General features: G+C 28.9%; 14 protein-coding genes. 3 read left to right on the top strand and 11 right to left on the bottom strand.

Features of this window, described 5'->3' with window-relative positions:
* Positions 1 to 81 precede the first annotated feature (81 nt).
* A complete protein-coding gene (locus CSPA_RS06785) occupies positions 82 to 1,650 on the bottom strand; it encodes an ABC transporter substrate-binding protein (RefSeq protein WP_015391480.1) in 1,569 nt (522 codons plus the stop codon).
* A 297-nt stretch (positions 1,651 to 1,947) separates the two neighbouring features.
* Between CSPA_RS06785 and CSPA_RS06780 the strand changes: the two genes are divergently transcribed.
* Both CSPA_RS06780 and CSPA_RS06775 read left to right on the top strand, forming a co-directional pair.
* On the top strand, positions 1,948 to 2,925 hold the full coding sequence (locus CSPA_RS06780) for a glutathione S-transferase family protein (protein WP_015391479.1): 978 nt from the start codon (positions 1,948 to 1,950) through the stop codon (positions 2,923 to 2,925).
* A 171-nt stretch (positions 2,926 to 3,096) separates the two neighbouring features.
* Positions 3,097 to 4,080 (top strand): PLP-dependent cysteine synthase family protein, encoded by a 984-nt coding sequence (locus CSPA_RS06775; protein WP_015391478.1) that lies wholly within the window; start codon positions 3,097 to 3,099, stop codon positions 4,078 to 4,080.
* Positions 4,081 to 4,162: 82 nt separating this feature from the next.
* Here CSPA_RS06775 and CSPA_RS06770 read toward each other — a convergent pair whose 3' ends face one another.
* The 10 genes from CSPA_RS06770 to CSPA_RS06730 all read right to left on the bottom strand — a co-directional run bounded on the left by CSPA_RS06770 (position 4,163) and on the right by CSPA_RS06730 (position 11,500).
* Positions 4,163 to 5,047, bottom strand: coding sequence for a site-2 protease family protein (locus CSPA_RS06770; RefSeq protein ID WP_015391477.1), 885 nt, complete (start codon positions 5,045 to 5,047; stop codon positions 4,163 to 4,165).
* 136 nt (positions 5,048 to 5,183) lie between these two features.
* Positions 5,184 to 6,176: a serine hydrolase domain-containing protein gene (locus tag CSPA_RS06765; protein ID WP_015391476.1), complete on the bottom strand. Its 993-nt coding sequence runs from the start codon at positions 6,174 to 6,176 to the stop codon at positions 5,184 to 5,186.
* Positions 6,177 to 6,238: 62 nt separating this feature from the next.
* Complete coding sequence (locus CSPA_RS06760) at positions 6,239 to 6,826, bottom strand: GNAT family N-acetyltransferase (protein ID WP_015391475.1); 588 nt, start codon at positions 6,824 to 6,826, stop codon at positions 6,239 to 6,241.
* Positions 6,801 to 7,166, bottom strand: coding sequence for a GNAT family N-acetyltransferase (locus CSPA_RS06755; RefSeq protein ID WP_241393467.1), 366 nt, complete (start codon positions 7,164 to 7,166; stop codon positions 6,801 to 6,803). The genes CSPA_RS06760 and CSPA_RS06755 overlap by 26 nt, the downstream gene beginning before the upstream one ends.
* Positions 7,112 to 7,348: a GNAT family N-acetyltransferase gene (locus CSPA_RS30475; protein ID WP_241425107.1), complete on the bottom strand. Its 237-nt coding sequence runs from the start codon at positions 7,346 to 7,348 to the stop codon at positions 7,112 to 7,114. The genes CSPA_RS06755 and CSPA_RS30475 overlap by 55 nt, the downstream gene beginning before the upstream one ends.
* Positions 7,349 to 7,494: 146 nt before the next feature.
* The gene (locus CSPA_RS06750) at positions 7,495 to 7,755 is read right to left on the bottom strand and encodes a CD3324 family protein (protein ID WP_015391474.1); all 261 of its coding nucleotides are present in this window, start codon (positions 7,753 to 7,755) and stop codon (positions 7,495 to 7,497) included.
* A 230-nt stretch (positions 7,756 to 7,985) separates the two neighbouring features.
* A complete protein-coding gene (locus tag CSPA_RS06745) occupies positions 7,986 to 8,408 on the bottom strand; it encodes a MarR family winged helix-turn-helix transcriptional regulator (protein ID WP_015391473.1) in 423 nt (140 codons plus the stop codon).
* Positions 8,409 to 8,473: 65 nt separating this feature from the next.
* Entirely contained in the window at positions 8,474 to 9,046 is a 573-nt protein-coding gene (locus CSPA_RS06740; protein WP_015391472.1) for a GNAT family N-acetyltransferase, read from the bottom strand.
* A 240-nt stretch (positions 9,047 to 9,286) separates the two neighbouring features.
* A complete protein-coding gene (locus CSPA_RS06735) occupies positions 9,287 to 10,114 on the bottom strand; it encodes an alpha/beta fold hydrolase (protein WP_015391470.1) in 828 nt (275 codons plus the stop codon).
* A 381-nt stretch (positions 10,115 to 10,495) separates the two neighbouring features.
* A complete protein-coding gene (locus CSPA_RS06730; RefSeq protein WP_015391469.1) occupies positions 10,496 to 11,500 on the bottom strand; it encodes an FIST signal transduction protein in 1,005 nt (334 codons plus the stop codon).
* Between the two features lie 227 nt (positions 11,501 to 11,727).
* On the opposite strand from CSPA_RS06730, the gene CSPA_RS06725 reads away from it, so the two are divergent.
* Positions 11,728 to 12,426 carry a hypothetical protein gene (locus CSPA_RS06725; RefSeq protein WP_015391468.1) on the top strand — a complete coding sequence of 233 codons (699 nt, stop codon included), beginning with the start codon at positions 11,728 to 11,730 and terminating at the stop codon, positions 12,424 to 12,426.
* The last annotated feature ends 218 nt before the right edge of the window (positions 12,427 to 12,644 follow it).

The following is a 12,644-nucleotide window of genomic DNA, read 5'->3' as shown; positions in this document are numbered from 1 at the left end:
AATCTTCACTTCCTTGATTAATAAATTACAAATGGGGAATAATTATTTGTTATTCCCCAAATGCTCAACTTATAATATTTTTTATTTATAGTACAACTTTGACATATCTTCAAAAGTATATACTGGAACTAAAGCAGCATCTTTTACCCCATCTATATTAGAACTCATAACAAGTATTCTCTTATTTTCAAGAATTGGATAGAAATATCCATCATTTTGAATTTGCTTTTGAACCTGATTATATATTTCTTTTCTCTTTGCATCATCTTTTTCTACTCTTCCAGCATTGAATAAATCAAGAAGTTTATTATCATCAAAGTGGCTGTAGTTATGTGACCCTGGAATGAACAATGAATTAAAAGTATCTGGATCTATTCCCATGATGTATCCACCAAGGAACATATCGTAATCACTACTTGGATCTTTCATTTTTTGTGTTATAGCTGCAGATTCTCCACCTGAAAGCTCAACATCAATTCCTACTGCTTTGAGGTTTTGTTGAATTATAGCTGCATCCTTTTGATAAGGCACATTATTTCCTACATACCCAAGTTTAAGCTTAAGTCCAGATACTCCTGCTTTTGCTAAAAGCTCTTTTGCTTTATCTTGATTATAATCATATTTTTCAACATCAGTTGTATGATATTTGCTTTCATTTGGAAGGAAAGTATAAGCTTCTTTAGCATATTCATCTGATCCATAAGCCGCATTAATCAAATCTTTTCTATTAAGTGCATAGAATATAGCTTTTCTTACATCTTCATTTTGAAGTTTAGGAGATTTAGAATTCATTACCATGTAAGCTATTCTACCTTCATCATAAGTGTAAGTAGTTAATTTATCATCTTTTAAATCTTTTAAGTCACTAGATTGAACTACTAAAGAGTTTATTTCTCCCTTTTGAATAGACAATTTAGCTGTATTTGCATCTGGTATTATCTTAAATACAACATTTTGTATTTTTGGCGCACCTAAAAAGTAATCATCATTTTTAACGAATTTAACATATTGACCAGCTTTATATTCTTCTAATTTATAAGGTCCAGTTCCTACTGGCTTTGCATTCTTTTCACTATTTTCAAAATTAGTTTCTCCATCGTAAATATGCTTAGGCATTATGAAAATGTCTCCTAAAAGTTCCATTGCCGGAGCACTTACTTCTGGAAGTATAAAATTAACAGTATAATCATCAACCTTTTCAACTTTAACTGGTTTTCCGTTAAATATTAATTGACTATATGCCCATCCAGCATTCTTTTCATTTAACATTTGATTATATGTAAATACTACATCATCAGCTGTGAATTTAGCACCATCGCTCCACTTAACATCTTTTCGGAGCTTTGCAGTATAAGTCAATTTATCTTCAGATGGTGTCATGCTTTCTGCAAGAAAATACTCCACTTTATCTGCATTATACATATATAGCGGTGAATATAATGCTTTTATTTCCATTAATCCGTAACGATCACTCGTTGTTATTACATTCACAGAATTCCCTGGATCTCCATCAATACCATATGTAAAAGTATCTGGTTTTGAAGCACTTGCCTCTGTTTTAGCGTTATTGCCTGCACTACCGCATCCAGTTAATAAAGCTACTGATGTAATTCCTGCGATTAAAATTTTTGATAATTTTCCTATTTTCATTTGTATTCCCCCTTAATTATGCATATATTACAACTGTTTATAAATATATAGCATTATTTGTTCTCATGCTTTTCATATTTATCCTATAACATTACTCGGTTTGTAATCAGATTATATCACTCAGAATTATTTTGTCAATATATCAAGTATTTTTTTCTACTATACTTTTATTAAGAAAACTGTTGACAAAAATACTTAATTGGAATACTTTATTTATAATACCAGTAAGCATATCATACTACTATGAATTAGATAATAATAGTTATTTTAAATATAAAAATTAAGGGGGAAATTTAAATGTCATTAACAATACAACAAGCTGAATTAGATAAAAAAGGCGGCTTTAAAAGGCAATCTAACAAATTTGATACACCTTTCGGAGATGGTCCTAATGAATTACCAGTTGAAGCTGGAAGATATAGAATATTATGGTCACCGGTGTGCCCTTGGGCTCATAGATCTATTATTGTTAGAAAGTTACTTGGCTTAGAAGATGTTATAAGTGTTGGAACAGCAGATCCTATAAGACCTGACATCCCAAGAACTGATTGGTCTTTTACTTTGGACAAGGACAATATAGATCCCGTTCTCCAAATTAGGTATATAAGTGAAGTTTATCTCAATGCAGATCCAAACTATGATGGTCGTCCTACAGTTCCTGCTGTTGTAGATATAACTACGAAAAAGGTAGTGTATAATGATTATTTTAAATTGACTAACTACTTGGAAACAGCTTGGATAAAATTTCATAAGGAAAATGCCCCAAATCTATATCCAGAAGAGCTTCGACAAGATATTGATGAATTAAATAATATTATTTTTCATAGTGTAAATAACGGAGTATATAAAGCTGGATTTGCTCAATCGCAGGAAGCTTATGAAAAGGCCTATGATGAAGTATTTAAGCTTTTGGATGAATTAGAAACGAGATTAGAAAATAGAAGATTTCTTTTCGGCGATTATATAACTGATTCAGATGTGAGATTATATGTAACTCTAGCTAGATTTGATGCAGCTTATTATAATGGTTTTAGAGTAAATCGTAATAGATTAATTGAATTTCCACATTTATGGGCATATGCAAGAGATTTATATCAAACTCCTGGCTTTGGAGATACTACAGATTTTCTTAGTATAAAAAAACACTATCATTTATCAACAATTAAAGGGAATACGTATAAAATATTACCAAAAGGTCCTGATTTACAAATTTGGAACCTCCCTCATGGTAGAGAAGTTCTAAGTAAAAATCCAACTCAAAAATTTATTATCTAAGCTAACTAGAAAACTAGAGGCTTGTTACAAAACGTAACAGGTCTCTAATTTTTAGTATTAAACATAAAAATCTATATAATAAGGAGGTATTCAATTCACAGAAACATTTATTACTTGAATAGCTCAATTACTTCAAAAAAATAATAGTTAATTAATGGGAGGCAGATTATTATGGGAAAAATCAATAAATCAATTACAGAATTAGTAGGGAGAACACCTTTATTAGAACTTGTAAATTATAATAGAGAAAATAATTTACACTCAGAAGTTGTTGTAAAACTCGAGTATTATAATCCCAATCAAAGTGTGAAGGACCGAATAGCATTATCTATGATAGAAGATGCTGAAAAAAGAGGATTATTAAAATCTGGCTATACTATTGTAGAGACAACTAGCGGTAATACAGGAATAGGATTAGCAGCTATTGCAGCTACTAAAGGATATAAATTTAGAGTTTACATTCAAGACAATGTAAGTGTTGAGAGATTTAAAGTTATTCATGCTTTTGGCGGTGAAACAATTAAACTATCTGAAGTACCTGAAGTTGCCAACGTACTCCAAGAAACAGGTGGCGATTTTGTTGCTGCAATAAAGGCACTTGAGGAACACGTATTATCAAAAGAAAAAGATATATTTTTTATTAATCAAATCGAAAATCCCGCAAATCCTGAAATTCATAAATTAACAACTGGTCCTGAAATCTGGGAAGATACAAATGGTAAAGTAGATATTCTTGTTGCTACCGTTGGTACAGGAGGTACCATATCAGGTACAGGAGCATATCTAAAATCAAAAAACCCCAATTTAAAAGTAGTTGCTATCCAGCCTGGTCCTAATTCTATACCAACTGAAGTAAATCCAGAACCATTAGAAATTACTGGTGTGCATCCATTTTCAGGAATACCAGAAGAGAGAATTCCTCTAACCATGGATTTAAATATTTATGACGAAAAATTAGAAGTCGAAACTATTGAAGCATACCAAACAGCTAGAGCTGTTGCGAAATCAGAAGGAATACTTATCGGTACATCTTCTGGAGCTGCAATTTATGGTGCAACACAAATTGCGAAGCGCCTTGAAAACAAAGGTAAAAGAATTGTTGCAATTTTGCCTGACACAGGACTTCGCTATCTATCTACAGATTTATTTGAATAGATTAAAAAAACAGAAAAATTATTCTTCCTTGCATTTTTTTAATATTTTTTATAAGAAGAATATATTTTTCTGTAAATCTTTCTTATCTATAAGTATAAATAAAATGAATGTTGTGGATATAAAATATACCAATCCCTAAAAGTGCCATTAATCCAAAATATATTATAGAAAAAATAATTTTAGTACTCATACTTGTATTGTAATAATCAGCGTCCGGCTTTTTCCATTGCTTATATGCTTGAACACATCCCAAAATTAAGAATAATATTATCATTGGATTAAAAAATTTAAAAGATATATATAGCAACATTGGTATACCTATAAGCCATATTTTAGGTGAAATAGCTGTAACAATACGGCCTCCATCCAATGGATGAACAGGAATTAAATTAAATAAATTAATCATAAAACCAGTATAAGCAAGTGCAAGAAATAAATTGTTACCTGAAATCATGTAAATTCCTACGCACATCAAAGCTGCTAAACTTCCTAAAATAGGACCTCCTGCTGCTGTCTTTGCTTCTGCCACTGCATCAGTAGGTTGATCTTTCATGCTTATAAATGCGCCAAAGAATGGAATAAATACTGGTCCTGAAACATCTATATTTAAGTTCCTTGCTACAAAATAATGCCCCATTTCATGTGCAAGTATAAGTAATACAAAACCTAACCCATAAGCCCAGCCATACATCTGAGCATATATAACAATCATAAAAAGCATAGATATTAAAGTCGATGCAAATTTTCCAAATTTAAGCGCTATTAGTAGAAACTTAAGTTTTGCAAATATAAAAAATACAACAAATTTAAATTTTACTAACACCGCACCAATAACTGCTAATACTCCAAGAATACCTTTCTTTTTCTTCACATTATCGACTAAAGATTTAGAAACATCTGGATTTTCAATATATTTAATATCAATACTTTCATCCTTTTTTTCATTTATGTTATTGTTATTCTCCATATTCAACTTCTCTCTCTTCAAAAAATATATTTATGTAGATAATTAAATCTTATTCCAATTATATCACATTTCAAATTAGTCTAATCTTAAAAAATAGTTAAAACACTTAATAGAAGCTTAATTCAAAAACATTTTTTCATTTGTCTAATTCTTTAATTATTTCCCTATTTATTTTCCATACATTATCAGCGAAATTGCTCATTAATATAATGCACATATTATTTTGTATATCAAAGGATGTATAAAAACTAACTCCTGAATCACTTCCTTGAAAATATGGAATAAAAGTATTGCCTTCTCCCTTTTTTAACCAAATCCCATAACCATAACACTGTTCTTTTACTTGAGGTTCTATCATTTTAGATACCATCTTTTTAGATATTATTTTTCCATTCAATAAATTCTTCCAAAAAGCCTCTATATCTAGAGCTGTCGTAAATACTCCTCCAGCACCTGTCCCCTTAACATCTACACTATAAATATTAGTATAAAATTCTTTTCTCTCCTTATCATAAATATAAGAATTTGCACATTTTGCTGGAAGTCTATCAAGTTCATAATATCCAGTATTCAACATATTGCATGATTTAAATACAGCTTCTTCTAAATATATATCAAAAGGACATCCTAAAATTTTCTCAATAATAAGTCCTAAAACCACATATCCTGTATTATTATATTGAAATTTTTCGCCTTTGAGATACATCATAGGTTTATTTATAAATAACGGTATTATATCTGATGAAGTCCTAATTTTATAATTAGGATAGTCCTTCCATAATTCATCATACTCTTCCATAACAGTCTCATCGAAATAATCTGGAATTCCAGAAGTATGGTTTAATAATTGGTGAATTGTAATTTGAGGATCTATTGACTGCAAATCCATATCCAAAATGTCACCAATACAATCATCAAAAGACAACCTTCCTTCTTCTATTAATTTCAAAATTCCAGTAGCTACAAATGCTTTTCCACCTGAAGCTGTGGCAAATTTTGTTTCAAGTTCATTTGGTATAGAATTATATAAATCAGCATATCCAAAAGCTTTTTCAAAAATTATATGTCCAGCATTTTTCACAAATACAACTCCATTAAAATCACTATCTATTATCTTTTCTATATTCATTCTTATTTCCCTTTATATGTATCCTGTTCTTATTTTTATAATTCTTTATTGAACAGTAACTGTTAATGCTTAGTGTCTTCAATATTATTAATCATATATACCATATTGTCTGTCCACTCACCAAATTCATAAATAAATCCTTTTCTAATACATTCAAGTTCCATTCCAGCATTTTCAGCTGCTCTTTGTGAAGCAATATTATCTAAATTTATCTGCGCTTCCACTCTATGAAATCCAAGTTCTTTAAAAGCTATATCAATTCCAGCTTTTATTAGTTCACTTCCATAACCATTTCCCCAATACTGATTTAAAAGCCAATACCCAATTTCTGACCACTGAAAATTTTTTCTCTGGATAGTCTTTATTATTATTCCTCCAATGTATTTTCCATCTGACTTTTTGAATACTTTAAAAGTATACGCATTATCGTTAGTTGAATATTCTCTTGAAGCCTTTAAATGCTTTTCAAACACCTCTTCTGTATAATTATGTACAAACTCTATCTCTTCCTCGTCGTATTTATTTTTTTGTGAACCCTGCTCATCTAAATTTTCCTTAACAATTAGAAAATCCTCTTTTTGCATCGGCCTTATTATAAGCCTATCGGTTTTTCTAATAATCTTTTCATAATCTATTCCCAACATTGACATAATAATATTTCTCCTCATCATCTTCTCGATAAAATTTAAATCCACATTTCTTAATCACTTTTTCTGATTGACTATTATTTATAAAATGTGAACACATAACAACTTGAATTCCTTCTTCAAATAGATAGTTAAGAACTAATTTAATTGCTTCTGGCATTAACCCTTGTCCCCAATACTCTTCTCCTAAAACAAAACCTATCTCTTTTGCATATTTAAACTTTTCCTCTTCTACTTTCCATGTAGCTTCACATAGTTCGAACCAGCCAATAGCTCTACTTATTTCTTTTAATTCAATAGCCCAAAAACTAATTGATTTAATTCCTTTAATTTCATTTCCCATTTTGAATCATCTGACACAGCAATAAATTTTTCCAAGGTATTTAAACTTTCTACTTTATTAGTTTTAAGTCTAAATCCAGTTAAATCAGAAACTTTTTTATTGGATGCAATTTTATGATAATTCTCTAAATCAGAAATTCTCCAATTTCTTAATATTAATCGATCACTTTCTAAATTTCTCATTATACAAATTACCCCTTCTTCTGTATTTATAATACAAATATTAGTATTATTATACATTTATATCAACACATCATCTACACCTATATCATTTATAATCATTCTATACCTATATCAAAAGGACCTTGAAATATTCAGAGTCCTTTTAATTACTTTTTATATAAAATTTTTCGTACCGTATCATGTGCTAATCTATATTTGCAGGAGATTTCTTCTAAACTACAGCCATTTTTATATAGCTGCTTAATTTCATTATTTCTATTTTCAAAATAACTCTTAGAACCATTTTTTTCTCCCCATCTTATACGTACATCATCCTTTGGTATATATAAAATTTCGCCTTTTATATGTTTTTGAATTTCGATTAGCAAATCTTTTGGTAATACTTCTGCTGCATTTAAGTATTTCATAAACTTCCACTCCCTGTTTATTATTTTATAAACAAAGTGCAGAGTTCAGCAGATAGTAAATCTATTGTCCCATACAGAAATAGTATTACTACACCTTACTCTGCATGGGATAAATCCGTATCTATACTATTTCTTAATATAATTCTTATTAACATTCAATTTCACCTTTCAATATCATTAATTATATTACAATATACTAATTTAAATTACTTTGCTTTTTCCAGCCACAATTAAAAATTATTATATATTTTTGTTAGAATATTAATTAATACCTCCTGTTCACTCTTTGAAATATCCTTATACACCCTTTCTATCAATTTATCTGATATTTCTTTAAAATCTCCTTTTAAGTTCTCACCTTTTTCTGTTAATGTAATATAAACAATTCTACTATCTGCTATATCTCGTGTTCTTTCAATATAACCTAAATTTAATAGTTTATTTACTAATGCAGTTACTGTAGATTTGTCCTTATTAATTTTTTTGGCAAGATCTTTCATTGTAAGGCTTGAATACTCAAAAAGAGCACTTAATATATCTCCATGAGAAGGAGCTAGTCCTTCCATTTCCTTCGTACTCATTTCTTGTACAATAAACCTATTAGCTTTTTCTCTAACTACTGCAATTAATGAAATTATATCTCTCGTACTCATGCTTTTATACTAATTTTCTATAAAACAATTGTCAAGACTATTATATAAATCACTTTCAATATACTTCATATTATACTTTTACGTTTGATCTTCCACCATAATAATTCATCAGTTTCTTTGTATTTATTGGCACCTGCTTTTTCCAATACCTTATGTGAAGGTATATTGTTTTTTTCTGTGTCTGCAATTATATATTTTACTTTTTGGTTTTCAAAAATCCATTTAATTAATCTTTCAACTGCTTCTGTAGCATATCCATTTTTCCTATACTTTTCATCAATGCCATAACCAATAATTACTTCTCCTGCTTCATTAGGATATCCTTTAATCATTATAAAACCAATTATTTCATTCAAATCTTTATTTATTATAGCCCAGTTTGTAGTCCATAAGAAATTCTCCACATCCTCTAATACTTTCCTCAATCGTATTTTCATAGCATATTCCAATTCCTCATCAATAAACATATTAGTAACCCTTAACCCCAAATCCCTTTGCATTTTCCCATAATCCTCTATTGCCAATTGAAGCAATCTTGGTTCTAATGGAACTAAACTCAATCTCTTTGTTTCTAATTTATAGTTAATTAACTTTTTCAATTTTTCAACTTCATTCTCACTACTTAATTTATAATTCATTTTCCGCTATGCCTCCATAAAATAAAAATTTGGGCATAAAAATACCCTGAAATAGTTCACAACCTACTCCAAGGCAAATCAATATATTAGTAATAGTAACTTATCTATTTATTGCAAATAATATATTTCTATTACTAATAAATAACATACTAGGAGTGGTTATACATATTAATTCTATTATATTAATCATTGGCAACCACTCCCTTCAATATTTTCAAGTATATCATAATCAACAAATATTTACCAATTTATATTTATTAGAAATTTATCAAAATATCCATAGAATTCTTCCTTGTTTGCCAAATGGACATTATGATCTGGATGTGACATTTCAAAAGCAATGCAATTTGAAAGCATAGATTGCATCTTTCTAAATGCTTCATCAGATACTCCTTCATGACTACTAGATCTAACTAACATCGTTAGACACTTTATCTTTGGCAATATATTAAACCAGTCATTTTTATGAGCGTGGATTAAAGCTATTGCCTTAGGACTAAATTTCATTTCATAGCCTTTTTGAGTTTCCACTAAACTTTTCATAAAATATTCATATTCCAAATCTGACTCTGAAACTTGCTTAATAAAGAGCCTTGCTTCATTTAAAGTCATAAATGGCATAGGCCAATCTTTTGTCAAAGGATCTCTAAGCTCTTCATCTAATGATAGTTTATTTGTTTCTTCAGCAGATTTATCAAGTATTGCTACAGCTTTCAAATATTCAGGGTACAATGCTGCCAAATGAGCTGCCACGCAACCTCCCATAGAATGACCAACTACAATTGCCGAATCTATCTTTAAATAATTCAGCAATTCAATTATATCTGCAGCCATTTCTTCAGAAGTATATCCAGATTCAGGTTTGCTGCTTAAGCCATGACCTCTCTGATCTGGAGCAATAATTCTATCTTCCTTTCCATAATGGTTAATAAATCCATCCCAAGTTTCTCCTCTTCCATACATTCCATGAAGGCAAACTATAACTGGAGCTTCAATTTTAGTATCTAAATAAAACATTTCTATATTGCTTAACTTAACAGTATTTCTATATATTTTTACTCTTTCCATTTTACAACCTCTTCTCATATATAACATTAATTATTGATCATTAAATAGTTTTATATCAAACTATTAACTTATAATAATACTTAATTTGTTAAAGAATTTTAAATTCCTTATTCCATCAATTGTCTTTGTGCACTTTGACAATAGTCTCTGTAGCATTACTTAAATACAATTCTTTATCTAAAAATTATATTTACTTAATTATTATCTACAACTTAAATTATAGTTTTATATCAAACTATTGTCAAATAATTCTTTTTATTATTTTTCACTTTTTTAATTAGCAAAGTTATTTCAAAAGCCAGCCTAATACAATACATTTAATAAGTATAAAGCTGGCTTCTATAACAATAATTTTATCATTACTCACTTTTCTAATAAAACTTAATTTCTTTCTAGTAGCCCTAATACTGTAGATTTATTATGTATTACTATGCTTCCATCCTCTTTTGAGGATACTTCACCAATAGATAATACACCTTCTACAGTGCAATTCATTCTGTTTTGAATATTTGCCAATTCAACCAAGAAATTTTCTTCTAAAAACATTGCTCTTGAAATGCAATCAAATAATATAGGTTTATATTTTTTAGGTGCCTCTTTGCTGCATTTTTCAGCTATAATTAATGATGCTTCTAATAGAGTTTTAACATTACCACTAAGAATACACAAATTACTATCCATAGGTATATCTGCAACGCATACTATATTTAAATCATCATTAACAGTTATAGGATCCCTAACTATTACATCCATGCTTATACCATTCATTATCCCAAATGGATATTCCTTAGCATAAGTAAAGAAATCAGACTTATATATTGTTAATCCTGTTTCATCTTCTAAAATTTCTTTATATTTTTCGAACGCATTAAATCCATCTAATTCTAAAAGAACGTTTGAATTTGAGGCTGTTACTCTGAACGGTCCCTTAATTATGCGCCATCCATGTTCAACTGCTATCTGTGCTTTCGCTTTCACCACACATACATATAAGGAATCTTTTGTTACTCCATCATTATCAAAAATACATGGTTTATGGTTTAAATTATAAAATCCAGCTCCTCCACCAATATATTTAATGCTATTTCCTAATTTACTATATAATGTATCAGTTAATGCTTTGTAACTACTTGAAAGACCATCTGCAATTACAATAGCAACATATTCTTCATCCGCATCTAATTTCTCAACAAATCTCATCAAATTTGGTAAAATCATAGAGCAATAAATAGGTTCAACTTTTTGGACAATATATCCTTTTGATAAACTTCTATCACCAACTAGTAAGCGTGAATAAATCCCACCAAAAAATAAGATATTCTTCGAATTCAAGAAATTAATCATTTCATTAACTTCTTTCTCACATCCATCCCCCACAAAAATCATTAACCGTTCATTACCATCTATGGACAACTCATTAGTACTTTAAATCATTTAATGTGCTTAAATACATATCCTGACCCCCTTATAAATACCATATTCATTTACCTCATACAATAATAATAGCACTACGAACTTTCAGTGTAAACTTTTACCATAAAAAGTATTTGTTCAAATTCATTGAACATGCTATCATAATTTATTATATTAATTGTATTTTAAAAGGAGTCCCTATGAAAAATATTAAACATTATCTTCTTATCTCATTCATTTTGGTATTATTATCTTTTATGATGTTTTTCCTTCATTATCTAGTATTTGGTCAATTAGAAAATACTATTTATTATTCTCTAATGAGTCTATGTTTTATTCCTATAAATACTCTTGCTGTAACACTTGTATTCGACAAACTTGTAGAAAGACAAGCAAAGCGTGAACGTCTAAGCAAATTAAATATGTTAGTAGGATTATTTTTCAGTGAAATTGGCTTTGGCTTATTAAAATTAATAGTTGCTGCAGATAGCAAAATCTACTCATTAAACTTAGACTTTTCTGACTTAAAAACTTCTGATATTAAACTTAGAAATTATGAACATAATCTTAATTTTGATAATATTAATTATTCAGAACTCAAAAAACTCATCTTAGAAAGTAAGAATATTATATCTAGTCTTATAGGCAACGAAAGTGTCTTAGAGCATGAAACCTTTGCAGATTTACTGATGGCTTTGATGCATTTACGTGATGAAATTATATTTGTTAAGCATAAAGAATATTTAACTGAAGAGGACCGTATTCATATGGAAGGAGACCTAATTAGAGTATATAAAGCTTTAACCATCCAATGGATAGGCTTTCTATCTCACTTAAAGCAGTATTATCCTTATCAATATAGTGGTGCAATTAAATTTAACCCATTCACTCTTAATTAAATCCAAAGGTTTATTAATATCTAAATATAAAAAGCAGTAATTCTCTGCTTTTTATATAATAAAATATTATATTTTGTTATATTTTTATGAATTATATAACTCTTGTTATATTTTATTACTACTTAAATAATCTATAAATCAATTACATAAATATTTTTAGATTTCTGTATATTTTATTGCAAAATAGGCAATATTAAAAAGATGAAGTTTTCAGAATT

The sequence above is a fragment of the Clostridium saccharoperbutylacetonicum N1-4(HMT) genome, assembly GCF_000340885.1.
Taxonomy (GTDB): Bacteria; Bacillota; Clostridia; order Clostridiales; family Clostridiaceae; genus Clostridium; species Clostridium saccharoperbutylacetonicum.
Note: the sequence above shows the minus strand (reverse complement) of the source record. Positions and strands in the feature narration are given on the sequence as shown.